Here is a 26,312-nt window from a genome sequence, read left to right on the forward strand (position 1 = left end):
TAGAGAAGAGGTTCGTAATGTTATTAAAGAAGAACTATCTCCTATTATTAAAGAGATTGAACAAAATTGTAAACCAAAAATATACTTAACTGATAGTGAGATAAGCAATGCGGAAAAAATTCTACAAAAGCATGAAATAGATACTTCAAAACAACTATTTATGATTAGCGCCTTGGGAAGCAACGAGTTTAAAACCTATCCGCTTCCTTTTATGGCAAAACTCTTGGATTATATCGTGAAACAAACCAACGGGCAATTGCTTTTCAATTATATTCCTAGTCAAAGACCAAAGGTAGAAGAGCTGTATAATTTATGTAGTCCAAAAACACAACAGCATATCTTTTTGGAGCTTTACGGAAAAACCCTTCGTGAATTTATGGCGCTTACCCACCATTGTGATGCATTGATAGGCAACGAAGGCGGCGCTATAAATATGGCAAAAGCACTGGGTGTAAAAACTTTTTCTATATTCTGTCCTTGGATTAAAAAAGAAGCGTGGAATATTTTTGAAGACCGAAAGAATCATGCTTCGGTACATTTATATGACTATATTGATTACAAACCTCATTTTTCAAATAAAAAAGGCGCACGTGCTAAGGGACAGAAAAGTTATGATTTTTTTAAACCGGAACTCATCATTCCAAAATTACATGAGTTTCTTACCGGCGAAAATTTATATCCTGAAGCTAAACGTTTTTCGGCCACAGTAATCACGTTAAACGAAGAAAGTAAAATTGCCCGATGTATTGAATCGCTGCTTCCGATAGCTGATGATATTGTTATACTAGACTCTTTCAGTACCGATGCTACTGAAGCTATTTGCAAAAAATATCCGGTTCGGTTTATTCAGCAGAAATTTGAAGGACATATTCAGCAGAAAAACTCAGCAATCGATGCTGCAAAATATGATAAGATTATTTCTCTTGATGCCGATGAAGCTTTAAACAAAGAGCTGCAAGCTGCCATATTACGATTAAAAAATAACTGGGAAAAAGACGGCTATTATGCCAAACGGTTCAATAATTATTGTGGACAATGGATTTATCATTCAGATTGGTATCCTGATAGAAAACTCCGTGTTTTTGACCGCAATAAAGCCCGTTGGGGTGGTATTAACCCACACGACACCATACAAATGCAGCCCAACTCTAAGAAAGGAAAATTAGATGGCAGTATTTTACACTGGGTACATACCAGCTATGAAGAACATAGCTTGAAAGTACACAAATTCTCTTCTATTGCGGCAAGGGAATATTATAAACTAGGCAGAAAATCGGGTATATTTGAGATTTTAGTAAAACCAGCTTGGACCTTTTTTAAAGCCTATATTTTACGCCTAGGTTTCCTAGACGGTTTCAATGGTTTAATAATTTGTACCTTTAGCGCCTACACTACTTTCTTAAAGTATTTAAAACTAAAACAGATCATTAAAAACAACTCCAATAAATAAATGAAAATCGTAATCCTTGCTGCAGGAATTGGCTCCAGATTGGGCAACCCGTTTCCTAAACCGCTTACACCACTAAAAAATGGAAAAAGCATTATGCAAATGATGCTTGAAAACATAGACAAATACTTTTCTGAACACGATGTTTACGTAGTTGTTGGGTTCAAAAAAAACAGCATTATGGAAAATTTTCCGCAATTGGCTTATGTTTACAATCCGTATTTTGATCAAACCAACACAGCAAAAAGTCTTGTACGAGCTTTAAAAAAATGCAAAGGAGAGAGTGTACTTTGGTTTAATGGTGATGTTGTTTTTGATGAAAAATTACTAGAAAACCTACAACCCCATATTGATGAAGACACTTCATTTGTAGCTGTAAATACAAATTCAGTTGGCGATGAGGAAGTAAAATATACATTAGAAAATGGCTATATAAATCAACTTTCAAAAGAAGTTAAAAACGGTTTGGGCGAAGCGGTTGGCGTTAACTTTATTTCAAAAAACAATCTTTCAGAGTATATTTTGAGACTAGAAGAATGTCATAATAACGATTACTTTGAACGTGGGCTCGAACTGCTCATTGAAAAAGACAATGCGAAAGTAAAAGCCGTAGATATTTCAGCATTTAACTGTATGGAAATAGATTTTCAAGAAGATTTAGACAACGTAAATAAATTTCTGTAACCTATGAAAGTGATTTTGTTCTGTCAAAATGCCTATGCTTTTGAAATTATGAAACCCATAAAAAAGGTTTTACAGGAACAAGCTCATGAATATATTTGGTTTATCACTCCAAAACTTGCAAAACTTTTTCCCTTTACCAATGAACCTGTAACACAAAGTATTTCTGAATTAGAAGCTTTTAAAAGCGATGCTATTATTGCGCCTGGCAATGAAGTGCCACACTATTTACAAGGGTTAAAAGTTCAGATTTTTCACGGTTTGGCAGGCGAAAAAAAAGCACACTTTCACATTCGACATTATTTTGATTTATATTTAACGCAAGGACCTTATTTTACGAGAGGTTTCAACAAGTTAAAAGCACGTTTTAAAAATTTTGATGTCATAGAAACTGGTTGGTCAAAATTGGATCCATATGCTCAAAATAATCAAGAAATTCTTTCAGAAAAAGAGGATCTGCTCAAAAAACATAATGCCAAGTACGTTTTATTATATGCGCCTACCTTCTCGCCTTCCCTAACTTCTTCAGAGGTTTTAGAGCCTGAAATAGAACAATTAGCACAACAAGGCGATTATGTAATCAATATTAAGTTTCATGATTTAATGGCCTCAAAATTCATTGAGGCTTATAAAAATCTTGCGGCTACATATGATACCGTTTATTTTAAAGAAGGTCGTGATATCATTTCGCAATTTTTAACGGCAGACTTGTTAATAAGCGATACTTCTTCAGTAATTTACGAATTTTTATTGCTAAATAAACCCGTTATCACCTTTGGAAATATTAATGAAGACATACAATGGGACAATCATACTGAAAAAGGAGAATTACAGAAAGCCGTTTCAGAAAACCTTACAACCGATCCATTTGCCAAAAAACGTGCAAAGGTAATTGCTGAATACCATCCTTATACTGACGGAAAATCTTCAGAAAGAATGGTGAAAACCATTGAAGAATATATTGAAAAATACGGCGTACCGAAAAAAAGGAAGTTATCCCTTTTCAGAAAATATAAAATCAATAAGATTTTTGATAGAAAATCGTAACTATTTCAGCTTTAGTTTTTTCTTTAATTCGCGTTTACGGTGGAACTTCATTTGAAATTTTTCAGTCAATCCCCACATTAAACCAAACACCTTACCGTAGGGTTTACCTGTAATTTTTGCATATTCATCACTCATTATTGCCACCATTTCTTTATGAGGTGATAATCTTGAAAAGTTTTTAATTCGTTCTTGAAAAGAAAGGTCTTTAAAATCCATCCTATTTAAATCTACCAAATAGAATTGATATCCATTTTCTTCTTTTTTTATCAATGTATTTCCTGGAGAGTGATCTTTAAAAAGAATTCGGTTTTCATGCAATTTATGGGTAAAAGCGGTAAACTGCCGTAATATGTTCTCACGATCAGGATAGTTTGCATTTTCCACCAATTCGCGGTAGGTTAAATCTACATCTTGGTGTTCACTTATATAATAACTTTTTCCGAAGAACAAAGGATTACTTTCTTCCATAAAAGCAACAGGATATGGTGTTCCTATATTGTTACTTAACAAATAAGATGCGTTTAAAAAAGACCGTTCAGCTTTCGATTTTCTGAAAAAATTATAAACAACCTTATTAATTAGATTTGGAACTTTAAACGATTTAATGTTGATTTCCTGCTCCCCTAACGGAAAAATCTTGATAACATTTCTATCTCCTTTTCCTACAGATTCACCATTATTTTCAAACGAATTGAGGATGCTCAGCACCTCTTTTTCTTTCGATTTGTATTTTTCAGAAAACGCTTTTTTCATTTTTCAAAGATACAATTTGAATTAGAAGAAAGCTATGTTTAATTATTATGGTTATTTTGCAGAAAACTAAACCTCAACAAACAAATTCATGAGATTAATCCAAGTAACCGCTTCGCAAGTTTGGCGCGGCCACGAACAAAAAATTATATATCTCTATGAAGCATTTAGAGACTTGGGTTACGTGGAAGATCAATGGATTGTTTGCCCTAAAGATTCTGAAGTATATAAAATTGCATCACAAAAAAACATGCAAGTGATTGGGCTGGAGTTTAACGGTGAATACGATTTGAAGTTTGCTAAATCGTTGAAAAACATTTCTGAAGAAAAGAACGCTGATGTAGTTTTTATACACAACAGCCAATCGCATACCTTGGCCGTTCTCGCTTCTTTGTTTTACGGAATGAAAACCCCAATGGCACTTTGCCGGACGCTTATAAAACGGGTGGACACCAATTTTTTCAGAAAATGGAAATACAATTACAAAGGCATTAAAAAAATAATTTGTGTGTCGCACCCCGTGGTAGAAGTGCTGAAATATGCAGTGAAAGACCATAGCAGACTGAGTGTGGTAGGAAGTGTAACCGATGTGGAAAAATTCCCCAAAAAAGAAAAAACTGGTTTACTGCATAAAGAATTTAACATACCTGAGGATTATAAAATTATAGGAAATATCGCCGAATTCACAGGCTTTAAAGACCATTATACCTGGGTAGATACAGTTGAAATATTAGTTAAAGAAGAGAAATTGAAAGCTAAATTTATTTTAGTTGGTAAAGGGAAACTAGAAACTGAAATAAGACAGTACGTTGAAGAAAAAGGATTGACCGATCACATTATTTTTGCAGGTTTTAGGAAAGATATACCACAGATTTTACCTGAATTCGATCTATTTTTGTTTACCTCTAACAATGAGCCTACGGGAGGCGTTTTATTAGAATCGTATGCCTGTAAAGTGCCCATTGTAGCTGCAAATGCCGGCGGAATACCCGAAGTAATTGTAGAAAATGAAACCGGTTTGTTAGCTGAAGTGGGAAATCCAAGAAGTTTTGCCGAAAAAACAATGCAACTTCTGAATGATATAGCGCTGCAAGAAAAATTTAAGAAAAATGGATATCAATATTTGGTAGATAATTTTACTAAAGATGTAATTGCAGAAAAAATGTATAGTGAGTTAGCCGAAATAATTAAATAAATATGAGAATTCTATTTTTTACTAATGAATATTCTCATAAAGATTTGCCTCCCGCAGGAGGCGTAGGTACATTTTTTAAAATTATGACTTCTGAGCTAACAAAGCGAGGTCATACCGTTTTTATTTATGGATTTTCAAAAAAAAGTTTCAAGATTATAGATGATGAAGCTACAATAGTTTTTTTCAAAAAGTATTTTAAACAATATCCTTTAGCAGAATTATCAAGATCTGTTTCTTCTAAATTAGGGTTTAAAAAGACCTCAAAATATTTTGTTGAAAAAGAACGAAAATACCTTGCGAAAAAATTACATAAATATGCAACAGAACAAAATATAGACGTTATTCAGTCTTTTACGTTTAGTGGTTATACCGCTTTTTGGCAAAACACTATACCCTTAGTAACTAGGTATCATGGATCAAGAGGTTTTTGGGAGCAATATTTAGGTGACACAGATAACCACCTTAAAATTAAAATGGAAAAAAAAGCTTTGGAAGCCACACCTTACACCATAGCTAACTCTTATTTTTCAGCAGATTTTATAAAAGATTATTATAATGTTTCCGTAGATACTGTAATTCAAAATGGTATTAATACACAACTATTTACCCCTAACTATAGTGTTGATACAATTGAAAAATCCATTTTTTATTTCGGAACGCTATCAAAAGCAAAGGGGGTAGACAGGTTAGCTCAAATTTTTAATGTAATTGTAGAAAAACACCCTACTGCTACTTTACATTTAATCGGTAAAAACGAGACGTATTTTAACTTCTTAAAAGATGATATTTTATCTAAAAAAGCAATAAAAAACACAACGTATTATGGACCTTTAGTGTTAGAGAAAATTCCAGAAAAATTATCTCAGGCTTCAGTAATTGCTGTACCATCAAGAGGCGAAACGTTTGGATTTACTATTGTAGAGGCTATGGCTATGGAAAAGCCAACAATAGTTTTTAATATTCCTGTTGCCGAAGAAATTATAACGCATAAAGATGATGGATTAATTGCCCATAATAAAGAGGAGTTTATAAAACATATAGATCAAGTTTTTAAAAATCCAGATAACTATAAAACGCTAAAATTAAATGCTAGAAAAAAAGTTCTTGCTAATTTTACACAAGAATTATTGGTTGAAAAATCTATTAAGTATTACGAATCTATTTTAAGTGTTAAAAAGTAAAACACAAAAACCGTCTCTTTTGAAAACTACTAATCTTCAAAAAAACATTTTTATCGATTTCCATTACCTGAAAAACCTTAACAAAGGGTTTGGGCAGTTTTCACTGCACTTAGGTGAAAAAATGGCAGAACAGCCTCATGAAGATATAAACTTGACCTACTACGCTCCTTTTAAGTTTAAGAATCGGTTTGGTAAGCAAATAAAACACAAAACTTCTTTTGACTTCCATCGCTACTTTTCCTTTAAAAAAGAGTATGATGTTTGGCATAGCGTAACCCATCTAAGCAAAGTTGAGCCTCATGACAACAACAATTCAAAATTACTTTTCACCATTCACGACGCCTTATTTACGCTCTTTGACCGTCCACATCATCAAATAAAAGATCGATTTGATAGCTTACAATCTAAAATAAATAAAGCTAGCGGGTTAGTATATATTTCAGAATTCACAAAAAATAACATTCAGGAGAAATTTGATATCCCAAACCATGTAAAAGAATATGTAATTTACAATGGCAACCCATGTGAGGGAATTTCGGCTATTAAAAGTGAAAAATATAATTTCCCATATTTGCTTTCTATCGGTGAGTTTAGAGGCTATAAAAATCAGGAAAGCCTAATCCCGATGCTTCAGTTTTTAAATTCTGAAACGCGTTTAATTTTTGTGGGTCGCTGTTCCAAAAAGCAAAAAGAGAAAATAGAAGCACTTGCCAAAAAACACCAAGTAAGCGATCGTATTATTATAAAAGGAACTGTTTCAGAAAAAGAAAAGATAACCTTGTACAGTAATGCATCTGCACTCTTACATCCGTCCCTTGCTGAAGGATTTGGACTTCCGGTAGTAGAGGCCATGACCTTTGGCGTTCCAGTTATTATTTCAAACAAAACATCGCTTCCAGAAGTTGGCGGAGATGTAGCTAGTTATTGGAATCATTATGATGCCGAATATATGGCTAAGATTGTACAAAAAGCATTAGATGATTATAAATCGAACCCAGAAAAGAAAAGTCTAAAATTAAAAGCCCAAGCAGCAAAATTCAGTTGGGAAAAAGCTGCAAAACAATATATTGATGTTTATAAGGAACTATAACCTGAAACCAAAATTTAACTTATGCGCGAAGAAATAAACAATACCATAGCCGTTTTAAAACGTGGTGGACTCATTCTCTACCCTACCGATACCGTTTGGGGTATTGGCTGCGATGCTACCAATTCTGAAGCCATTGAAAAGGTTTTTAAATTAAAACAACGCGATGAGAGTAAATCGTTAATTTGTTTGGTACACGATTTTAAAATGCTGAATGAATTTGTAGAAGATGTGCCAGAAGTAGCTTACGATATATTAAGATATGCGGCAAAACCAACCACCATAATCTATGACGATCCCATTCGAGTGGCTGAAAATTTAATTGCAGATGACAATTCGTTGGCAATACGGGTGGTACAAGATGATTTTTGTAAACAACTCATCCGAAAATTTAGAAGACCCATCGTTTCTACCTCGGCAAATATAAGTGGTGTTAAAACCCCGTTAAATTTTAAGGCCATTGCTCCCGAAATTTTGGAAGGCGTAGACTATGTGGTAAATTTGCCTCTATCTAAACAAACGGCACAACCATCGGCTATCATTAAGCTAAAGAATGATGGTACTGTAAAGGTTATTCGCAATTAAACTAAGATTAGCTTAAAAACACTTTAAACAAAAATGCCAAAATACCCTAACGCGTTACAACATCCTATATTTAAAACTGTATCTAAAGCTGCTAGCAACTTAAAAACAGAAAGCTATGTTATTGGCGGATTTGTACGCGATTATATTTTAGACCGCGGCGAAGCAAAAGATATAGATATTGTAGCCGTTGGTAGCGGTATTGAATTGGCTAAAGAGGTTTCTAAGTTGCTTCCCGGAAAACCAAAAGTCTCTGTTTTTAAAACCTATGGTACTGCGATGCTAAAAACCGGTGGAATTGAACTGGAATTTGTTGGCGCTCGTAAAGAATCCTATTCTGAAGAAAGCCGCAATCCCGCAGTGGAAGACGGAACATTGCAAGACGATCAAAACCGACGTGATTTTACTATCAACGCTTTGGCTTTAAGTTTAAATGACAAAAACTTTGGTGAGTTATTAGACCCTTTCAATGGCATAGCAGATCTTGAGAAAAAAATAATCAAAACTCCATTAGAGCCAGACATTACGTATAGTGACGATCCATTACGTATGTTACGAGCCATTCGTTTTGCTACGCAACTTGATTTTCTTATTGAAAAAGAATCGTTGCAATCCATTACTAAAAATGCAAAGCGAATCAAGATTATTTCAAAAGAACGGATTATTGACGAAATAAATAAAATATTGTTGGCCGATAAGCCTTCCAAAGGATTTGCCTTGCTTCATAAAACTGGGTTGTTACCATTTATTTTCCCCGAATTAGTCGCCTTAGAAGGAATTGATGAAAAAGAAGGACAACGCCATAAAGACAACTTTTGGCATACACTTGAAGTGGTCGATAATATTTCAAGAACAACTGACAATCTTTGGTTACGCTGGGCCGCCTTGTTACATGACATTGGTAAAGCTCCCACAAAAAAGTTTGACAAAAAAGTTGGTTGGACGTTCCATGCACACGAATTTGTAGGCTCCAAAATGGTCTATAAACTTTTTAAACGCATGAAAATGCCACTGAACGATAAGATGAAATTTGTTCAGAAAATGGTTTTTATGAGCTCCCGTCCTATCGTTTTGGCGACCGATGTAACCGATAGCGCTGTTAGACGGTTGATATTTGATGCTGGCGATTATGTAGAAGATTTAATGACGCTTTGCGAGGCGGACATCACCACTAAAAACCCGAAGAAGTTTAAAAAATACCACAATAATTTTCAAAAGGTTCGTGATAAAATTCAAGAGGTAGAAGAACGGGATCACGTTAGAAATTTTCAACCACCCGTATCTGGTGAAGAAATTATGAATACCTTTGGATTAAAGCCTTCTCGAGAAATTGGTATTATTAAAGATGCAATAAAAGAAGCTATTTTGGAAGGCGACATACCAAACGAATATGATGCTGCAAAAAAGTTTATGTTGAAAAAAGGCGAAGAATTGAAATTAACTCCCGTTAAATAATGTATAGAAAGTGGGTAAAAATAGCACTGATTGCTGTTTATCTAGTAATTATTGCAGGCGCTATGGTGCGGATGACAGGCTCGGGAATGGGTTGTCCCGATTGGCCTAAATGCTTTGGATACTACGTCCCTCCTACTGATGTTACAGAACTAGAATGGCAACCACAACGCAGCTTTAAAAAAGGACAAGTAATTATAAAAGATGAAACGTTACAAGTAGCTGCCAAAGATTTTAAAACAGGCGAAGCTTTTTCAGAAAACAACTGGAATCTCTATACCAAACACGATTACGCTACTTTCAACGTTTGGCACACCTGGATTGAATATGTAAACCGGTTATTTGGTGCGTTATCTGGTATAGCGGTTTTTATTATGGCTTTGTTTTCATTCAGCCAATGGAAATACAGCAAGCGTATCACCCTCCTTTCTTGGGTAAGTGTCTTACTGCTAGGCTTTCAAGCTTGGTTAGGCGCCACTGTGGTTTACTCCGTTCTATCACCAATACGTATTACTATCCATATGGTTATGGCCTTGGTTATTTTGGCCGTTTTACTCTATTTGTTGTACTATTCAAGACCTAAATTACGCACATTCTCAATATCAAGAGGATATATAAACTTATTAATATTTGCTCTTATACTCACCATAATACAAGTTGTAACCGGCACACAAGTGCGTCAATTTGTAGATGAACAAATAGATATAGTAGGATATCAAGCTAAATCGCTTTGGCTCGATAATCCAGATATATATTTTTACATACACCGCTCCTTTTCTATTTTAATATTCTTGGTCAACCTAGCGTTGTGGTTTTTCAATAAAAAACATAGCTACGGTTTAAGAAAAATAAACATGGTTTTCTTTTTGGTGATCCTAGAAGCCGCGACAGGCATTGGTATGTATTATTTTGACTTCCCATTCTTATCCCAACCACTCCATTTAGTGATTGCTTCTTTACTTTTTGGATATCAATTCTATGTTGTACTACAAGCCTGGAAAAGACATCGACCAGATTTTATTACTAGACAGGTTTAAATTTTAGGTTAAAAACAACAAAGATTTAACGGGTTTTTCTTCTTCTGAAAAGTGGAATAGTTCGTATCTTTGCGCCCTAAAATTTTTAGTTATGGTGTACCGTTTTAGAGTCATTCTTGATACAGATGAAGATGTTTTTAGAGACATTGAAATTGAAGCTTCAGACAACCTAGAAGACCTTCATAATGTAATCTTGCAATCCTTTGGTTTTGAAGGGCAAGAAATGGCGTCTTTTTATGTAAGCAATGAGAAATGGGAACAAGGTGAAGAAATCGCTCTGTTCGATATGGATGACAAACCCGGAGCTGTTCGGGTAATGAGTGAAAATAGGCTGGAAGATACTGTTTGGAGAGAACAAACTCGATTGCTTTACATATACGACTACCTCAATATGTGGACTTTTATGGTAGAATTGGCAGATATTGTCGAGCCAGAAGATGGTCAAAGCTATCCAAACTTGATGTACGTGGAAGGCCAAATACCTGCAATAGCTCCCGAACGTGAATTTATTATAGAAGATATTGACGATGCTTTTTCTGAAGAAGATGAAGACGTAATGGATCTTGATCCAGAAGATTATGATACGCTTGATTTTGACGAAAACTGGAACTAATTTAATTCAAATTCTCAGCTTTTTACAGTAGCTTTAAACGTTTCAATTTTCAGTTAATTTAACCTTTAGATTTTACATTTCAAATGATCAACTTATACGCTGCACATACCGCCTCCCTTTCTATTCATAGGGTAGGAAATAAAAGCCGCAATGAAGGTATTTTTCTTTCTTCGGCTCCTTACAAAATGGATGATGAGATTAGACCTTTGTTAAAAGAGTTTTTTCTAAAACCATTTCGTGATAAAGAAGAGAACTATTTTCAGTTTCGTCATGAAACCGATTTGGAATTTCACGATTTATACAATACTATTTCTGCAATTTTTGATAATCCAGAAAGCATTCATGAGCATAGTAAAAAAATAACCAAACATCTTTTTGATCAGTCCATGCACCCGCATATTAAAAATGGTGAAGTGTATGTAGCCTACCTTGAAGGTTTGCAGATTGATAATATAAAAGTAGATGGTATCGGTATTTTCAAATCTGAAATTAAGCAAGATTTCCTTCAATTTGCTGAGCAAGGCGACCAATTGGATGCTATCCTTCAACAAGGGGTCAACTTGAAAAAGCTGGATAAAGGCGCACTCATTTTCAATGTAAAAAAGGAAGAAGGTTACAAAGTGCTTTCTATTGATAGTAACCGTTATGATGCCCGTTATTGGGTGGAAAGCTTTTTAGGGGTCGAAGCATTTGAAGATGAAAACTTCTTCACCAAAAAGTATTTAAAGTTCTGTCAAGATTTTGCGAAAGATGTAGTACTTCCGGCGGAAGATAAACAACAAGAAGTTATGTTTATGAACCGTGCGGTAAATCACTTTGCAAAAAACGATAATTTTGAAGAAAGTTCTTTTGTTAACGAAGTGATTGACAACCCTGCATTAGTGCCTGAATTTAATCATTACAAAACAGAAAAAGCACCAAAATATAAAATTGAAGACCTAACTACCTTTCCTATTGCTAATACTGCAGTCAGCGCCGCACGTAAAAAGATTAAAAATGTAATTAATCTAGATACTAACATTCAGATAAAAATGGATTTTATCAACCCGGACAGTGCAGAACGCTTTGTGGAAAAAGGTTGGGACGAAGAAAAACAGATGTATTATTATTTGGTTTATTTCAACAAAGAAGAAAAGTCATAAAAACCGCTGTGTTGCAACAAATACAAAGCAGTATTCATTTTCGAATGCTGCTTTTCTTTTTTCTAATTGTAACAAATCTTCAGTACATTCGTCGTATAGATAGCTAACCCAAAAAACACAATTCTTTGGAACCCATACTTACTATTGATAATCTCACCAAAAAATTTGGTCCCATCACCGCCGTAAAAAACCTTTCTTTTACCATTGAAAAAGGAAATGTATACGGAATTTTAGGACCAAATGGCAGCGGAAAATCTACCACTTTAGGCATTGTCCTGAATGTTGTTAATAAAACTAACGGTAGTTACCATTGGTTTGATGGCATAGATTCTACTCACAACGCGTTAAAAAAAGTAGGCGCTATTATCGAGCACCCCAACTTTTACCCGTATATGACCGCGGCACAAAACTTAGCTTTAGTTTGTAAAATTAAAGACGTTTCTACTTCAAAAATTGAAGAAAAACTAGAGGTTGTAGGATTACTTGATAGAAAAGACAGCAAATTTAGAACGTTTTCATTAGGAATGAAACAACGTTTAGCTATTGCCTCAGCACTATTAAATGATCCTGAAATATTAATATTAGATGAACCCACAAACGGCTTGGACCCACAAGGAATTCATCAAATACGGGAAATTATTAAAAAAATTGCTTCGGAAGGAACAACGATTCTTTTGGCTTCTCACCTACTAGATGAAGTTGAAAAAGTATGTTCACATGTTGTAATTCTTCGGAAAGGAGAAAGTTTGTACACGGGTACTGTTGATGAAATGAACGCCAGTCACGGCTTTTTTATTCTTCAAGCAGGCGATATGACTGTTTTGGAAAATGAGTTGAAAAATCACGCTGGTTTCGGAAAAATAAAAAAAGAAGGCGACACACTTGTTGCCTATTTAGAACAACCGATGGATGCCTCCACATTGAACAAGGATCTTCAGCAAAAAGGAATCATTCTATCGCACTTAGTAAAACGAAAAGAAAGCCTAGAAGAGCAGTTTCTTGAATTGACTAAAAACCTAAACTAACCAACCGACATGGTACGACTTCTCAATATAGAACTTCAAAAATTAAGATATAACCGCTCCGCAAAGGTAATTTCGATCATTTATTTCGTATTAATTACGTTTATAGCATTAATCGCTTCGATAGAATTTAGCTTAGGAAGTGTAAATTTTAGAGTGGCAGATCAAGGGATTTTTAACTTTCCGTTTATTTGGCATTTCAATACCTATATCGCTGCAATTCTTAAAATATTCTTGGCAATCGTCATCGTTTCCATGATGAGCAATGAATATAGTTACCGGACATTAAAACAAAACTTGATTGACGGTTTAAGTAAAAAAGAATTTGTTCTTTCAAAATTTATAACAGTAATCGGTTTTGCGCTGATTTCTACACTATTTGTCTTTATCGTTTCGCTGATTTTAGGACTTAGTTTTTCAGATTATACTGAAATGGGCATCATTTTTAGCGATATGGAATATTTACTTGCCTATTTCATCAAATTAATCGGTTTTTTTGCCTTTTGTATGTTCTTAGGGATATTAGTAAAACGCTCCGCTTTTGCCATCGGCTTTTTAGTGGTTTGGTGGATTATTGAAAGTATTGCGTACGGACTTTTAAAATGGCAATTTTTTAAGGGAACCAACATCGCCGAAAACATTTCACAGTTTTTCCCTTTGGAAGCGATGAGTAATTTAATTAAGGAACCTATGACGCGTTTGGGAGCCGTACAATCTGCCGCCACTCAATTAGGAGAGAACTTTACTAAAAACTATGATGTCACCTTTTTAAACGTTGCCATCGTATTAGTTTGGACATTCCTTTTTGTGTATTGGAGTTATGCTTTGTTAAAAAAACGTGATTTATAATTTTTCTGAAATATAGTTTCGATAACTAAAATACTTTCAGCCGTTCACAGTTCTTTCACAAGTTACTACTTACATTTTCGTTATTTTTGTAGCGCATTGAAAAAGAACCTATGAAGTTTAAAGTAGTATCAGATTTTACGCCTACTGGTGACCAACCGGAAGCGATAAAATCATTGGTGAACGGCCTCAATTCCGAAGAAAGATATCAAACCCTCCTCGGTGTTACAGGGAGTGGAAAAACCTTTACCGTAGCCAACGTTGTTGAAGAAGTACAGAAACCAACCTTGGTATTAGCACACAACAAAACGCTAGCAGCACAATTGTATGCTGAGTTTAAAAACTTCTTTCCAAATAATGCAGTAGAATATTTTGTCTCCTATTACGATTACTACCAACCAGAAGCATTTATACCCAGCAGCGGAACGTATATTGAAAAAGATCTTTCCATCAATGAAGAAATAGAAAAACTTCGGTTAAGCACAACCTCTTCCCTATTGTCGGGACGGCGAGACGTGATTGTAGTTGCTTCAGTTTCATGCTTGTATGGTATTGGTAACCCTGTTGAATTTCAGAAAAACGTAATCAGTTTACAGCAAGGTCAGACCCTTTCGCGTACTAAACTACTACATAGTTTGGTACAAAGTTTATACGCACGTACCGAAGCAGAGTTTCATAACGGAAATTTCAGAATAAAAGGAGATACCGTAGATGTGTATCCGGGTTATGCTGATGATGCTTTTCGAATTCATTTTTTTGGAGATGAAATTGAAGAAATTGAAGCTTTTGATCCGAAAACGAATGAAGTAATTGAGAAATACGAACGCTTGAACATCTATCCTGCTAATATGTTTGTTACTTCGCCAGATGTATTACAAGGAGCTATTCGTGAAATTCAAGATGATCTGGTAAAACAGATTGATTATTTTAAAGAAATAGGAAAACACTTAGAAGCCAAACGCTTAGAAGAACGAACCAATTTTGATTTGGAAATGATTCGCGAATTAGGCTATTGTAGCGGTATTGAAAACTATTCTCGCTATTTAGATAGACGCTTACCAGGAACGAGACCGTTCTGCTTATTAGATTATTTTCCAGATGATTACTTAATGATTGTAGATGAAAGTCACGTTTCTATACCACAGGTTGGAGCGATGTATGGTGGTGACCGCAGTCGAAAAGAGAATTTGGTTGAATATGGTTTCCGCTTACCGGCCGCTATGGACAACCGTCCTTTAAAAGCTGAAGAGTTTGAAGCGTTACAAAACCAAGTGATATACGTAAGTGCAACACCAGCCGATTATGAATTGGAAAAAACCGATGGAGTTTATGTTGAGCAAGTTATTAGACCCACCGGATTGTTGGATCCGCCTATTGAAGTGCGCCCAAGTTTAAATCAAATTGATGATTTACTGGAAGAGATGCAACTTCGCATTGAAAAAGATGAACGGGTACTGGTCACCACACTTACCAAAAGAATGGCCGAAGAGTTAACAAAATATCTAACACGTGTTCAAATACGGTGTCGCTATATTCATAGTGATGTAGATACATTAGAACGTGTAGAGATTATGCAAGATTTACGTTTAGGATTATTTGATGTCTTAGTAGGTGTCAATTTATTACGGGAAGGGCTGGATTTACCAGAGGTATCTTTAGTAGCAATTTTGGATGCTGACAAAGAAGGTTTTTTACGTAGCAAACGTTCACTTACCCAAACGGTAGGTCGTGCAGCAAGACACATAAACGGAAAAGCTATTCTGTATGCTGATAAAATAACCAAAAGTATGCAAGGTACTATTGATGAAACCGAATATCGTCGTGAAAAACAAATAGCATATAACAAAGAACATAACATTACTCCAACGGCAATTAAAAAGTCTTTTGAAAACACTTTGGCAAAATCAAAACAAGAAGCTTACACTTTTGAAACAGCCGACACCTTAGCTGCCGCAGAACCGGAAGATGCTTATCTAACTAAATCACAGATTGAAAAGAAAATCCGTGACACTAGAAAAGCAATGGAGAAATCTGCAAAAGAGTTAGATTTTATGATGGCTGCCAAGTTGAGAGATAAGATTAAGGTGCTGCAAAAATCCTTAGAAGAAGTTTAGTCATTCCGAAGAAGGAACGACGAGGAATCGCATCTGAGTAGACAGAATAGGTTCAATAAAAAAGTAGAATCTATAAAGCAATTCCTGACAAAGTGGGTGTGGTTTCTCCTTATAGACAAAGTGATTGAAAATCGTTATATTTAAGAGTGCTATTCAATCATTTTGTATATATAGTAACCAACATTTACAGGACAACACTTTACATTGGTGTAACTAATAATATTCAGCGAAGGATCTCCCAATATTATTTTGACAGTCAAAACGGCGGGAAGTCGTTTGCAGAAAAATACAACTGCTACTATCTAGTGTATTATGAAGGTTTTGAATCCTCAAGAGATGCAATCGCAAGAGAAAAAGAACTGAAAAAATGGCGACGAGAGAAGAAAAACAAATTGATTAAAGGTTTTAATCCTAAATGGGAAAGTCTAAACAATCAAGTGATATGACAATCTCTAAAAGAATAAAAATGAAAATTAAAACCCGGCAAGCAGGATGTGATTTCTCCTATCGTCGAAATGACTTACAACATAGTTTATGACCTTATTAACACAACTGTTTTTACCAATTTTGTACTTTTCAATTAATATGATGCCAACGCAAGACAGTATTCCCGAAAACAAGACAATTCCTGAAATTATTAAAAAAGAAGCCTTAATCGCCCTTTCTTATTATCCTGAATTAAAAGACACGCCAATAACCTTTAAGTTTAAAGACCGTATTAAAAAATCTACAATGCAGGCGCAACCTACTTGGACTAGCTTTTTTAAGCGAAGTAAAAACCGGGAGTATATTATACTAATTAGCAGAGAAATACAGATTGAAAACGAAGCTTTTACCATAAACGACATCCCTTCAGATGTTATCGTTGGTTGGTTAGGACACGAATTAGGTCATGTTATGGATTACAGCGATCGGAATAACTTAGGAATGTTAATTTTCGGTTTTAAATATCTTTTTTCCAAAATGCATATTAAAGAAGTAGAACGAACGGCCGATACTATTGCCATTGCGCATGGAATGGGAGATTACATCTTACAGACAAAACATTATATTCTAGATCAAGCTAATATTTCTGAAAAATACAAAAAAAGAATCCGTTCATTTTACATGTCTCCTGAGGAGGTTATGGAATTAATTAACGAAGGAAAGTTAGAAGAAGCCGCTACTGCTGAATAGTCTTTACAAATGCTTCCCAGTCGGCAAACTTTTCTTCATCCATTACTTTTTCCATTTTTACTTGACCGCCTTTCTTTTTATTTTTAGCACTCCATTCGTGAAAAACATTTGGCGAAACAGTAGTCACTTTTATTCCTTTTAATGCTTTACCACGAGCCACTTTATAGTTTTTATTAGCTTCTTTTAAAGCATTATCAAGTGCTTCGGAAAGCTTATCCCCTTCCACGTTAGCTGTTGTTCCTAAATACCAATGATGGTAAAATTCATCGTCTATTTTTATAGCCGCAATAGTAAATTCTGGTAATTCTATATCGAATTGTTGCTCTAATTCTCGAAGTGCTGTTTCCATTTTATTAACCGAAAGTTGCGACCCAACAACATTTAAAAAGAATTTTGTTCGACCCGTAATTATAATTTCGGCTTTTTCAAGATTTGTAAATGCTATGGTATCTCCAATTAAATAGCGCCAAGCACCTGAAACCGAACTCATAATCAGCACATAGTCGGTATCTTTTTCAACTTCTGAAAGATTTAAAATTGGAGCTTCTTGAGCAATGGAACCATCTTTATGTATGTATTCTGGTTTAAAAGGAACAAACTCAAAATAAATTCCGTTGTCAGTAACCAACTTCATAGAAGTAGTTTCTGGTCTTTGTTGATATGCAATAAACCCTTCCGAAGCTAAATACGTATCTATAATTGTAATGGGATGCGATAAGAGTTTATTAAAGCTTTTCTCATATGGTTGAAATGCTACACCTCCACTAGTATATACTTGTAAGTTAGGCCAAATATCGTGTATAGTTTCTAGATTGTTGTGGTCGATAACTTTTTTCATCATCAGTTCCATCCAAGATGGAATGCCACTTAAAGCACCTATGTCCCATTCGTGAGCACGTTCAGCAATGGTTTGTACGCGTTCGTCCCAATCGGCTATTTTGGCGATTTCTTCACCTGGCTTGTAATATCCTCGAAACCAAAAAGGAATATTACTCGCGCTAATTCCACTAATCTCACCTTCTTTAAATTCATCTCTCTTTTCCAAGTCTGTTGAACTACCCAACATCATAATTTCCTTTTCAAAAAAATCTGATGGTAAATTAAAATTGGTTAAAGCACCTACTTGTTTAATCCCTGTATTTCTAATAGCTTCAATCATAGCATCGGTTACAGGTATCCGTTTACTTGTTTTTCCTGTAGTCCCACTACTTATTGCAAAATAAGTGGGTTTTCCGGGCCAAGTAATATCTTCAAATCCATCGTGAACACGACACCACCACTCTTCGGTCATTTTATTATAGTCGTGAAAAGGGATTGCTTCAGAAAAACTTTTTTCAATTTTTTCTGAATTTATTATTCCTTTAAATCCGTAATATTTTCCAAATGCTGTATTCTGAGCCTTTTCTAATAAGCTTTTTAATACTTTTTTTTGTGCTTCTACTGGAGAATCTTCAGAAACTAAATTATCCCGAAGATCAATCGCACTTTTTATGATAGAGCCTAAAACAGCCATAGTTTTCAGTTTTATATGAAAATATAATAATTAAAATTACCTCGCTATTTATTTAAAATAAGTTTAACGCTTACACAATGTGTATCTTTGTAACCTATGACACATCACCCAGATTCTGTACGGATAAATAAAGCCATTAGCGACAGTGGATACTGTTCCAGAAGACAAGCAGATACGTTAATTGAAAAGGAAAAAGTTACTATTAACGATACCTTGGCTACTTTAGGAGATCGCGTAATGCCTAATGATATTGTGAAGGTTGATGGTAAACTTATTGCCGAAAATGAAAATCTGGTTTATATCGCGCTTAATAAACCCATTGGCATTACTTGTACAACTGATAAACGAGTAGAAGGAAATGTAGTAGATTTTATAAACCATAAAGAGCGAATTTTTCACGTGGGCAGATTAGATAAACCTAGTGAAGGATTACTTTTAATGACCAATGATGGTGATATTGTAAACAAAATATTACGTGCTGGAAACAAACACGAAAAAGAATATATTGTAACAGTGGATCGCCCTATAACAAACGATTTTATAAAAAGAATGGGCAATGGAATCCCTATACTAGATACGGTTACCAAAAACTGTGAAGTAGAAAAAATAAGCCGTTTTGTATTTCGTATTGTGTTAGTTCAAGGTTTAAATAGGCAAATTAGAAGGATGTGTGAATATTTAGGGTACGAAGTAACAGCTTTAAAAAGGCTTCGGATAATGAATATTGAATTAGGTAACTTACCAACTGGAAAATGGAGAGACCTTACCCAAGCAGAGTTAAAGGGTTTACAAGATTCGGTTGAAGAATCTAAAAATGTACCACAGGCTAATCGCTTTCAAAGTACAGGCGGTAAACGCAGAAGAAGGTAAGGTTTAGGCATAAAAAAACCACGCACCGATTGAGTAGCACGTGGTCATTTCAACTAACTAACCAAATTAAATTTCAATTATGAAATCTCAACCATTCTCTTTAATGCTTTTTCTTCTTCTTTTTTTGGTAATGTAATTTCTAACACACCGTTTTCGTAACTCGCATTTACACTTTCAACATTTACATTTTCTGGCAACGTAAATGACCTTTTGAAACTATTGTAATTAAACTCTTTGCGAGTATATTTTATTTCGTCTTCTGTTTTGTTTTCTTCATTTTCTGAAGAAACTTCAGCAGAAATTTTTAATATATCTTCTTCAACCTCTATACTGAAATTTTCTTTACTTAAGCCAGGTACAGCCAATTGAACTACAAAATTCGTGTTTTTTTCCTGAATATTTACCGCAGGAATGCTAAAGTTTTCATAATTGGGAGTATCTAACCTGTTTTCTGTAAAAAGCTCATCTAATAAAGATGGAAGCCAATTATCATTTCTTTTAACTAAATTCATAACATTTTATTTTATTAATATTTTACTTTACTTTTTGTACTATGGTTATAGCAAAACCAATTCCAATTAAGGTTTCAAGACATTTTGACACTGTTAACGCAATTATTTACGACTTATTGACAGTTTATTTTGTAAATACATACATAGTATCTGACTGAAATACTAAATTTTTCTGTTTATCTTTAAACTAATTGATAAATTTATGAAACAATTTTTTACACGAATTCGTACTTTTTACAGTACGTTACAAAGCAAAATAGCTTTTTACCCCTCTCTAATTTCTCTTGCAGGTTTTATGTTTGCTTTGGCAATGATTATTGCTGAAAAGGAAGGTGTCTCAAGAAGTCTTATAGAAATATTTCCTCTCTTAGTAGTTGAAGATGGTGATACGGCTTTAAGCGTTTTAAGCACATGTATTGGAGGACTTATATCGTTAATGGTGTTCAGTTTTTCTATGGTGATGCTATTGTTAAGCCAGGCTTCCAGTAATTTTTCACCCCGATTGCTTCCAGGTTTGATTTCAAACAAAAGTCACCAAATGATTTTAGGGATTTATTTAGGTACTATTATCTACAATATTTTCACACTCTTTAGTATTGAAACTAGCGAAGAAAAATTTACACTCCCAGGATTTTCCATATTACTGGGAGTTATTTTTAGCATCATCTGCTTAGGTGCGTTCATCTTTTTTATTCACAATATTTCGCAAAGCATCCAGATTAATAATATCATGGATGGTATTTACGATCAAGCAACAATAAAATTGAATAGCACCATAAATCGTGAAAACAAAACTGAAACTAAAACGATAGAAACATTTCCTGATACTGAAAATTGGCACAGCCACACATCGCCGAAAAGTGGCTATTTTCAAAATATAGCGACTCAAAACATCATCAACATCTGTAAAGAGAAAGATATAAAGATATATATTACAGTTCCCAAAGGGTTATTTGTACTGAAGAACATACGTGTTTTAAAATCCAATAAAAAACTGGAAGACGAAACAGTTAAAGCCATATTTTCAAATTTAAACTTTGCTAGAGGAGAATATATTCAAGATAACTATGTACTTGCTTTTAAACAAATTACTGAAATTGCTGTAAGAGCAATGTCACCAGGAATTAACGATCCAGGAACAGCTATAAACAGTATTGATTACCTTACCGAGTTGTTTGCACTTCGAATGCAGAAAAACGACTTGGGAGTTTTTTCAGAAAATGGCACCGCTTATATTAAAATGGCTGTCGTTCATTTTGACGAACTCTTATATCAAGTAATGGCATCGTTGCGCACCTATTGTTCTCAAGACCCCACAGTAGCTCAAAAACTGATTTGGATGCTCGCATACCTAAAACAACAACCTTCTATAGAAAAAGCATATATGGAAGCTATTGACGAGGAGTTAAAAGTGTTATTGAAAGTTGTTTCTTTTGATTCTGAAAAAGACATGAAAACCATACAAAAGCTAGCAGATAATATCTTAGAAACTTAGCATTAAGGCATAAAAAAAGCCTGAAGCGAAACGCTTCAGGCTTTTCTAAAATTCTATTGTGTGATTATGACAATACTGCGTGTACTTTATCTGCAGCTTCTTGAAATTCTACTGCACTTTCTACAGCTAAGCCACTATTGTCTATCAATTCTTTAGCTTCATCAGCGTTGGTACCTTGTAAACGTACAATAATAGGAACGTCTATATTTCCCATGTTTTTATAAGCATCTACAATACCTTGCGCTACACGGTCACAACGAACTATACCTCCAAAAATATTAACTAGGATAGCTTTTACTGATGGGTCTTTAAGTATTAAGTTAAACGCTGTTTCCACACGTTCGGCATCTGCTGTACCACCAACATCCAAAAAGTTAGCAGGTTCTCCACCAGCTTGCTTAATAAGATCCATTGTAGCCATTGCCAAACCTGCACCATTTACCATACAACCAACATTCCCATCTAAGTCAACATAACTTAATCCAGCTTCACGGGCTTCTACCTCAACTGGGTTTTCCTCACGTACGTCACGCATAGCCGCATAATCTTTATGACGGAACAAAGCGTTGTCATCCAAACTTACTTTTGCATCTACTGCAATGATTTTATCGTCACTTGTCTTTAAAACTGGATTGATTTCAAATAAAGAAGAATCAGATTCTGTATAAGCTTTGTAAAGTGACGTAACAAACTTAGTCATTTGCTTAAATGATTTTCCACTTAACCCTAAGTTAAAAGCAATTCGGCGTGCTTGAAATGGCATTAAACCCAAAGCAGGATCTACTTCTTCATTAAAAATTAAATGAGGAGTTTCTTCAGCTACAGTTTCAATATCCATTCCACCTTCAGTAGAATACATAATCATGTTTTTACCAGTTGCACGGTTAAGCAATACGCTCATATAATATTCTTCCGGCTCACTATCACCTGGATAATAAACATCTTCAGTAATTAAAACTTGGTTTACTTTTTTTCCTTCTGCACTGGTTTGAGGAGTTACCAGGTTCATCCCGATGATGTCGCCTGCAATTTCTTCAACCTCTTTAAGGTTTTTGGCCAACTTTACACCGCCACCTTTACCTCGGCCCCCAGCATGTACTTGTGCTTTGATAACGTGCCAACCGGTTCCGGTTTCTTCAGTTAATTTTTTTGCAGCTTCTACAGCTTCCGCTGGGGTTTGTGCAACGATTCCTCGTTGTATTTCAACTCCAAAACTGTTTAATATTTCTTTTCCTTGATATTCGTGTAAATTCATAATAGCGTTTTATGGCTTAATTTTCAGATGCACAAAAGTAATAAATGTAATAGGATTTTACTATTATTTTTTAAGTAGTCCTGCTTTAATTACAAAAACTTTAGGCTTTGAAGGAGTTTATTTTTTTTTGATAAAGTTTAAACTCCTACTATTTTTTAATAATGTATCTTTTAAGAACAAAAAATCACTACTATGTCTCTCGATCATTTTTTTAAAAACCTCACAGAAATTCCCGAAGTATTTATTGGTACCACATGTATCTTTTTACTTATAATCCTATACACAAGAATCTTTGGCTTAAAAAGTTTTAGTAAAATGACAGGATTCGATTTTGTGATAACAGTTGCCATAGGTAATATTATCGCGATGACTGTAAATACAGGTAATCCTTCTGTATTAGTGGGAGCCATCTTACTTCTTATTCTTTATCTTCTTAATTATTTAATCACATATATACGATACAAAAGCAAATCTGTTGAAAATTTGATTGAGAACAAACCCATAATGATTATGCGGAATGGTGTCGTTTTAAAGGAGAACCTTAAAAAATCGAAAGTAACAGAATCTGAACTACAATCAAAATTACGAGAAGCTAACGTGATTACGCTTGACCAAGTAAAAGCCGTTATCCTTGAAACAACAGGTGATGTATCGGTTTTACATAGTGATAAAGAAAATATAGAAGTGGCTGATTACTTGTTGGAAGGAATAGACATCTAAAGACTAGAAACTTCTTTTTTGGCCGTTTCAAACTCCGTTATCATTTCTTCAACAATTTGTGCTGCTGGCTTTATATCGTGTATCAATCCAGCTATTTGTCCTATTTCTAATTCGCCTTCTTCTAAATCGCCTTCAAACATACCCTTTTTAGCACGTGCTCTACCTAAAAGTTCAATTAATTGTTCTTTTTTAGGGTTTTGAGTGTAAAGTTGCATTACGTCTTCGAAAAATTTGTTTTTCAACATGCGTACTGGCGCCAATTCTTTTAACGTAAGCATGGTATCTCCCTCTTTGGCATCGACCACCATTTTTTTGAATGCCTGGTGCGAACTAGATTCTTCACTTGCTACAAAACGACTACCTACCTGTACAGCATCTGCTCCTAAAACCATAGCTGCTAACATGCCTCGGCCAGTGGCAATACCTCCAGCTGCAATTAATGGAATATCTATTTTTTCCTTTACCATAGGGATTAATGTAAACGTAGTGGTTTCATCTCTCCCATTATGCCCTCCAGCTTCAAAACCTTCTGCAACAACTGCATCCACACCTGCCTCTTGTGATTTTAAAGCAAATTTCAAGCTACTTACCACATGCACAACGGTAACTCCGTGCTCTTTTAATTTTGGTGTATATGTCTTGGGATTTCCGGCAGAAGTGAATACAATTTCCACTCCTTCATCTATGATTATATCAATAATTTTATCGATATCGGGATACAACATCGGTACATTAACTCCAAAGGGCTTGTCGGTTGCTTTTTTACATTTTTGAATATGTTCCAAAAGTACTTCTGGATACATAGAACCAGCACCTATGATGCCCAATCCACCTGCATTACTAACAGCACTAGCCAAATGCCAGCCACTGTTCCAGATCATACCAGCTTGAATTAATGGGTATTGTATCTTGAAAAGATCAGTAATCCTATTTTGCACGTACTATTACTTTTTAATTAATTTGAAAGAAGTTTTCTCTGTTCCAGTCTGGATAGTCGCAATATAAACCCCCGCAGACAAATAGCTTACGTCTACTTGATTATTTTGACTTGAAATACGAGCCTTTTTCACCTGTTCTCCTAACACATTATCTAAAGAAAACGTTGCTTCAGTATATCTTTTAGGAAACGAAATATTCACTTCAGTAGTGACCGGATTTGGATATAATGCAAAATTATTTTCTAGCATTTCATCTTCAATACTCAACTCAATTAAAGCATTATATGCATCTTGAAAGTTTGGTATTCCGTACCCCATTCCATCTGAAGGGTTATCAAACATGGAAGCTGATTCCCGTATAATTTGCATAATTTCATTATTAGGAGTTTGTGGTCTTGCTTGCCAAAATGAAGCAACCGACCCTGCCATAATTGGTGAACTAAAAGAAGTTCCATTACTAAACGTAACATTACCAAAACGATCTACTATCGCTGCGAACTCTCCTTGCGCCATAACATCTGGTTTTACGCGCCCATCAACTGTGGGCCCAATGGAGCTAAATCCTGCTAAATTACCGTTAGAGTCTACCGCACCAATTGTCAACATTCCTGGTGAATCTCCTGGGGTGCCTACATATGTAAATCCACCTCCATCATTACCTGCAGAGGTTACCAATATCATTCCTTTGTCAAACGCATGATTGGCGCCGCGAGCACCAATAGTGGTTTGCCCGTCTAAATCTTCATAGCTATGGTCATAATCTGAATCGTCAAAATCTTGATATCCTAAAGAAGTGTTTACTACATCAACTCCAAGACTATCAGCCCGTTCTAACGCTTCCACCCAAAGGGCTTCTTCTACAGGACTCTCATTATCACCATCTTCTGTTACATATAAATAATAAGACGCCTCAGGGGCCGTACCTACAAATTCACCATCTAAAAATGCCGCAGCATCACTAAATGTATTAGATCCATGACTACTAGTACCATCTGCATTCTCTTGACGTTCTACAAAATCGTATGTTCCTAATAATCTTCCTTCATTTCTAAGAGTTGCAAATGCTGGGTTGCTCATTACATTAGGAAAACCACCATCCATAAATGCTACAACCATTCCTTCTCCTGTAAAATCATTTTCATGCAGAAAATCCACTGAAAGCATTTCAGTCTGGTTAGTGGCATCACCATAATTATACTCTATTCTAGCTTGTTGGTTCTCGATTGTAAATTTATCTGAGGTTTGTCCAGCTGGCTTTTTAAAATTCATATCCTTATCGGCAAACTCTACTTCAGTTACAAATTCTAAATTCAATAAATCATTAATACTGGAAACCGAACCACGAACATAAACTGCGTTCATCCATTTAGACTTTGCTAACACGGTTATGCCTGCAGTATTATTTATTTCTGTTTTATAGTTTTCATTAAGGGGGACATCACGTTCATCAATTGATGTTCCTTGCATTTGCTTTCGGTCAATTGCATCTTGTGTTAAAATGGTAAGTGGATTTGCAAGAGCGTCTGCTACTCCTTCTTTATCTGCTAAGAAAACAAGTGCGTCTTCTTGTGCATAATTAAATTGAGTTACAAATACTGTAAGTAGTAGTAATAGTATTTTTTTCATAATATTTTTTT

The 26,312-nt window shown here is 34.9% G+C and carries 25 protein-coding genes; 19 read left to right on the forward strand and 6 right to left on the reverse strand.

What is annotated here, in order from left to right; translation table 11 throughout:
- The 3 genes from AACZ92_RS07070 to AACZ92_RS07080 all read left to right on the forward strand — a co-directional run.
- Positions 1-1,450, forward strand: a 1,450-nt coding sequence (locus tag AACZ92_RS07070; protein WP_339698956.1) for a glycosyltransferase, incomplete at its 5' end; no start/stop codon positions are given.
- On the forward strand, positions 1,451-2,131 hold the full coding sequence (locus tag AACZ92_RS07075; RefSeq protein ID WP_339698959.1) for a phosphocholine cytidylyltransferase family protein: 681 nt from the start codon (positions 1,451-1,453) through the stop codon (positions 2,129-2,131).
- A gap of 3 nt (positions 2,132-2,134) precedes the next feature.
- Positions 2,135-3,175: a CDP-glycerol glycerophosphotransferase family protein gene (locus AACZ92_RS07080; protein WP_339698962.1), complete on the forward strand. Its 1,041-nt coding sequence runs from the start codon at positions 2,135-2,137 to the stop codon at positions 3,173-3,175.
- On the opposite strand, the gene AACZ92_RS07085 is transcribed toward AACZ92_RS07080, so the two are convergent.
- The gene (locus AACZ92_RS07085) at positions 3,176-3,928 is read right to left on the reverse strand and encodes a lipopolysaccharide kinase InaA family protein (protein WP_339698964.1); all 753 of its coding nucleotides are present in this window, start codon (positions 3,926-3,928) and stop codon (positions 3,176-3,178) included.
- Positions 3,929-4,016: 88 nt separating this feature from the next.
- On the opposite strand from AACZ92_RS07085, the gene AACZ92_RS07090 reads away from it, so the two are divergent.
- From AACZ92_RS07090 to AACZ92_RS07150, 13 genes are all read left to right on the forward strand, one after another.
- A complete protein-coding gene (locus tag AACZ92_RS07090; RefSeq protein ID WP_339698966.1) occupies positions 4,017-5,120 on the forward strand; it encodes a glycosyltransferase family 4 protein in 1,104 nt (367 codons plus the stop codon).
- Between the two features lie 2 nt (positions 5,121-5,122).
- On the forward strand, positions 5,123-6,301 hold the full coding sequence (locus AACZ92_RS07095; protein WP_339698969.1) for a glycosyltransferase family 4 protein: 1,179 nt from the start codon (positions 5,123-5,125) through the stop codon (positions 6,299-6,301).
- Positions 6,302-6,320: 19 nt separating this feature from the next.
- Positions 6,321-7,391 (forward strand): glycosyltransferase family 1 protein, encoded by a 1,071-nt coding sequence (locus tag AACZ92_RS07100; protein WP_339698972.1) that lies wholly within the window; start codon positions 6,321-6,323, stop codon positions 7,389-7,391.
- A gap of 21 nt (positions 7,392-7,412) precedes the next feature.
- Positions 7,413-7,973 carry an L-threonylcarbamoyladenylate synthase gene (locus tag AACZ92_RS07105; protein WP_339698975.1) on the forward strand — a complete coding sequence of 187 codons (561 nt, stop codon included), beginning with the start codon at positions 7,413-7,415 and terminating at the stop codon, positions 7,971-7,973.
- A 33-nt stretch (positions 7,974-8,006) separates the two neighbouring features.
- The gene (locus AACZ92_RS07110) at positions 8,007-9,425 is read left to right on the forward strand and encodes an HD domain-containing protein (RefSeq protein ID WP_339698978.1); all 1,419 of its coding nucleotides are present in this window, start codon (positions 8,007-8,009) and stop codon (positions 9,423-9,425) included.
- Positions 9,425-10,459 (forward strand): COX15/CtaA family protein, encoded by a 1,035-nt coding sequence (locus tag AACZ92_RS07115; protein WP_339698981.1) that lies wholly within the window; start codon positions 9,425-9,427, stop codon positions 10,457-10,459. The genes AACZ92_RS07110 and AACZ92_RS07115 overlap by 1 nt, the downstream gene beginning before the upstream one ends.
- A 91-nt stretch (positions 10,460-10,550) precedes the next feature.
- Entirely contained in the window at positions 10,551-11,072 is a 522-nt protein-coding gene (locus AACZ92_RS07120) for a hypothetical protein (RefSeq protein ID WP_339698984.1), read from the forward strand.
- 83 nt (positions 11,073-11,155) lie between these two features.
- Positions 11,156-12,214 (forward strand): nucleoid-associated protein, encoded by a 1,059-nt coding sequence (locus tag AACZ92_RS07125; protein WP_339698987.1) that lies wholly within the window; start codon positions 11,156-11,158, stop codon positions 12,212-12,214.
- Between the two features lie 125 nt (positions 12,215-12,339).
- A complete protein-coding gene (locus AACZ92_RS07130) occupies positions 12,340-13,239 on the forward strand; it encodes an ABC transporter ATP-binding protein (RefSeq protein ID WP_339698991.1) in 900 nt (299 codons plus the stop codon).
- A gap of 9 nt (positions 13,240-13,248) precedes the next feature.
- On the forward strand, positions 13,249-14,085 hold the full coding sequence (locus tag AACZ92_RS07135) for an ABC transporter permease (protein WP_339698994.1): 837 nt from the start codon (positions 13,249-13,251) through the stop codon (positions 14,083-14,085).
- 110 nt (positions 14,086-14,195) lie between these two features.
- Entirely contained in the window at positions 14,196-16,196 is a 2,001-nt protein-coding gene (uvrB, locus tag AACZ92_RS07140) for an excinuclease ABC subunit UvrB (RefSeq protein WP_339698996.1), read from the forward strand.
- A 146-nt stretch (positions 16,197-16,342) separates the two neighbouring features.
- Entirely contained in the window at positions 16,343-16,642 is a 300-nt protein-coding gene (locus AACZ92_RS07145) for a GIY-YIG nuclease family protein (RefSeq protein ID WP_339698998.1), read from the forward strand.
- An 88-nt stretch (positions 16,643-16,730) separates the two neighbouring features.
- Positions 16,731-17,372 carry a hypothetical protein gene (locus tag AACZ92_RS07150; protein WP_339699001.1) on the forward strand — a complete coding sequence of 214 codons (642 nt, stop codon included), beginning with the start codon at positions 16,731-16,733 and terminating at the stop codon, positions 17,370-17,372.
- Here AACZ92_RS07150 and AACZ92_RS07155 read toward each other — a convergent pair.
- Positions 17,359-18,885, reverse strand: coding sequence for a GH3 auxin-responsive promoter family protein (locus tag AACZ92_RS07155; RefSeq protein ID WP_339699004.1), 1,527 nt, complete (start codon positions 18,883-18,885; stop codon positions 17,359-17,361). The two genes, AACZ92_RS07150 and AACZ92_RS07155, sit on opposite strands and share 14 nt — an antisense overlap.
- Positions 18,886-18,981: 96 nt before the next feature.
- Between AACZ92_RS07155 and rluF the strand changes: the two genes are divergently transcribed.
- Entirely contained in the window at positions 18,982-19,755 is a 774-nt protein-coding gene (gene rluF, locus AACZ92_RS07160; protein WP_339699007.1) for a 23S rRNA pseudouridine(2604) synthase RluF, read from the forward strand.
- A 77-nt stretch (positions 19,756-19,832) separates the two neighbouring features.
- Here the strand turns inward: rluF and AACZ92_RS07165 are convergent, their stop codons facing one another.
- Positions 19,833-20,267, reverse strand: coding sequence for an Hsp20/alpha crystallin family protein (locus AACZ92_RS07165; protein ID WP_339699010.1), 435 nt, complete (start codon positions 20,265-20,267; stop codon positions 19,833-19,835).
- A gap of 202 nt (positions 20,268-20,469) precedes the next feature.
- Here AACZ92_RS07165 and AACZ92_RS07170 point away from each other — a divergent pair, with 202 nt between their 5' ends.
- Positions 20,470-21,762 (forward strand): DUF2254 domain-containing protein, encoded by a 1,293-nt coding sequence (locus AACZ92_RS07170; protein ID WP_339699012.1) that lies wholly within the window; start codon positions 20,470-20,472, stop codon positions 21,760-21,762.
- Between the two features lie 64 nt (positions 21,763-21,826).
- Here the strand turns inward: AACZ92_RS07170 and sucC are convergent, their stop codons facing one another.
- Entirely contained in the window at positions 21,827-23,017 is a 1,191-nt protein-coding gene (gene sucC, locus AACZ92_RS07175) for an ADP-forming succinate--CoA ligase subunit beta (RefSeq protein WP_339699014.1), read from the reverse strand.
- A gap of 192 nt (positions 23,018-23,209) precedes the next feature.
- On the opposite strand from sucC, the gene AACZ92_RS07180 reads away from it, so the two are divergent.
- A complete protein-coding gene (locus AACZ92_RS07180) occupies positions 23,210-23,737 on the forward strand; it encodes a YetF domain-containing protein (RefSeq protein WP_339699016.1) in 528 nt (175 codons plus the stop codon).
- On the opposite strand, the gene AACZ92_RS07185 is transcribed toward AACZ92_RS07180, so the two are convergent.
- Together AACZ92_RS07185 and AACZ92_RS07190 are read right to left on the reverse strand one after the other, a co-directional pair.
- The gene (locus tag AACZ92_RS07185; RefSeq protein ID WP_339699018.1) at positions 23,734-24,675 is read right to left on the reverse strand and encodes a nitronate monooxygenase; all 942 of its coding nucleotides are present in this window, start codon (positions 24,673-24,675) and stop codon (positions 23,734-23,736) included. The genes AACZ92_RS07180 and AACZ92_RS07185 overlap by 4 nt on opposite strands.
- Positions 24,676-24,681: 6 nt before the next feature.
- Positions 24,682-26,301: a S8 family serine peptidase gene (locus tag AACZ92_RS07190; protein WP_339699019.1), complete on the reverse strand. Its 1,620-nt coding sequence runs from the start codon at positions 26,299-26,301 to the stop codon at positions 24,682-24,684.
- Positions 26,302-26,312 lie beyond the last annotated feature (11 nt).

This window comes from uncultured Marixanthomonas sp. (assembly GCF_963974425.1).
GTDB lineage: Bacteria > Bacteroidota > Bacteroidia > Flavobacteriales > Flavobacteriaceae > Marixanthomonas.

What these genes read in the sequence shown, in the direction of transcription:
- AACZ92_RS07075 (WP_339698959.1), top strand. Translation starts at nt 1,451, where the DNA reads ATGAAAATCGTAATCCTTGCTGCAGGAATTGGCTCCAGATTGGGCAAC.
- AACZ92_RS07080 (WP_339698962.1), top strand. Translation starts at nt 2,135, where the DNA reads ATGAAAGTGATTTTGTTCTGTCAAAATGCCTATGCTTTTGAAATTATG.
- AACZ92_RS07085 (WP_339698964.1), bottom strand. Translation starts at nt 3,928, where the DNA reads ATGAAAAAAGCGTTTTCTGAAAAATACAAATCGAAAGAAAAAGAGGTG.
- AACZ92_RS07090 (WP_339698966.1), top strand. Translation starts at nt 4,017, where the DNA reads ATGAGATTAATCCAAGTAACCGCTTCGCAAGTTTGGCGCGGCCACGAA.
- AACZ92_RS07095 (WP_339698969.1), top strand. Translation starts at nt 5,123, where the DNA reads ATGAGAATTCTATTTTTTACTAATGAATATTCTCATAAAGATTTGCCT.
- AACZ92_RS07105 (WP_339698975.1), top strand. Translation starts at nt 7,413, where the DNA reads ATGCGCGAAGAAATAAACAATACCATAGCCGTTTTAAAACGTGGTGGA.
- AACZ92_RS07110 (WP_339698978.1), top strand. Translation starts at nt 8,007, where the DNA reads ATGCCAAAATACCCTAACGCGTTACAACATCCTATATTTAAAACTGTA.
- AACZ92_RS07115 (WP_339698981.1), top strand. Translation starts at nt 9,425, where the DNA reads ATGTATAGAAAGTGGGTAAAAATAGCACTGATTGCTGTTTATCTAGTA.
- AACZ92_RS07120 (WP_339698984.1), top strand. Translation starts at nt 10,551, where the DNA reads ATGGTGTACCGTTTTAGAGTCATTCTTGATACAGATGAAGATGTTTTT.
- AACZ92_RS07125 (WP_339698987.1), top strand. Translation starts at nt 11,156, where the DNA reads ATGATCAACTTATACGCTGCACATACCGCCTCCCTTTCTATTCATAGG.
- AACZ92_RS07135 (WP_339698994.1), top strand. Translation starts at nt 13,249, where the DNA reads ATGGTACGACTTCTCAATATAGAACTTCAAAAATTAAGATATAACCGC.
- uvrB (WP_339698996.1), top strand. Translation starts at nt 14,196, where the DNA reads ATGAAGTTTAAAGTAGTATCAGATTTTACGCCTACTGGTGACCAACCG.
- AACZ92_RS07150 (WP_339699001.1), top strand. Translation starts at nt 16,731, where the DNA reads ATGACCTTATTAACACAACTGTTTTTACCAATTTTGTACTTTTCAATT.
- AACZ92_RS07155 (WP_339699004.1), bottom strand. Translation starts at nt 18,885, where the DNA reads ATGGCTGTTTTAGGCTCTATCATAAAAAGTGCGATTGATCTTCGGGAT.
- rluF (WP_339699007.1), top strand. Translation starts at nt 18,982, where the DNA reads ATGACACATCACCCAGATTCTGTACGGATAAATAAAGCCATTAGCGAC.
- AACZ92_RS07165 (WP_339699010.1), bottom strand. Translation starts at nt 20,267, where the DNA reads ATGAATTTAGTTAAAAGAAATGATAATTGGCTTCCATCTTTATTAGAT.
- AACZ92_RS07170 (WP_339699012.1), top strand. Translation starts at nt 20,470, where the DNA reads ATGAAACAATTTTTTACACGAATTCGTACTTTTTACAGTACGTTACAA.
- sucC (WP_339699014.1), bottom strand. Translation starts at nt 23,017, where the DNA reads ATGAATTTACACGAATATCAAGGAAAAGAAATATTAAACAGTTTTGGA.
- AACZ92_RS07180 (WP_339699016.1), top strand. Translation starts at nt 23,210, where the DNA reads ATGTCTCTCGATCATTTTTTTAAAAACCTCACAGAAATTCCCGAAGTA.
- AACZ92_RS07190 (WP_339699019.1), bottom strand. Translation starts at nt 26,301, where the DNA reads ATGAAAAAAATACTATTACTACTACTTACAGTATTTGTAACTCAATTT.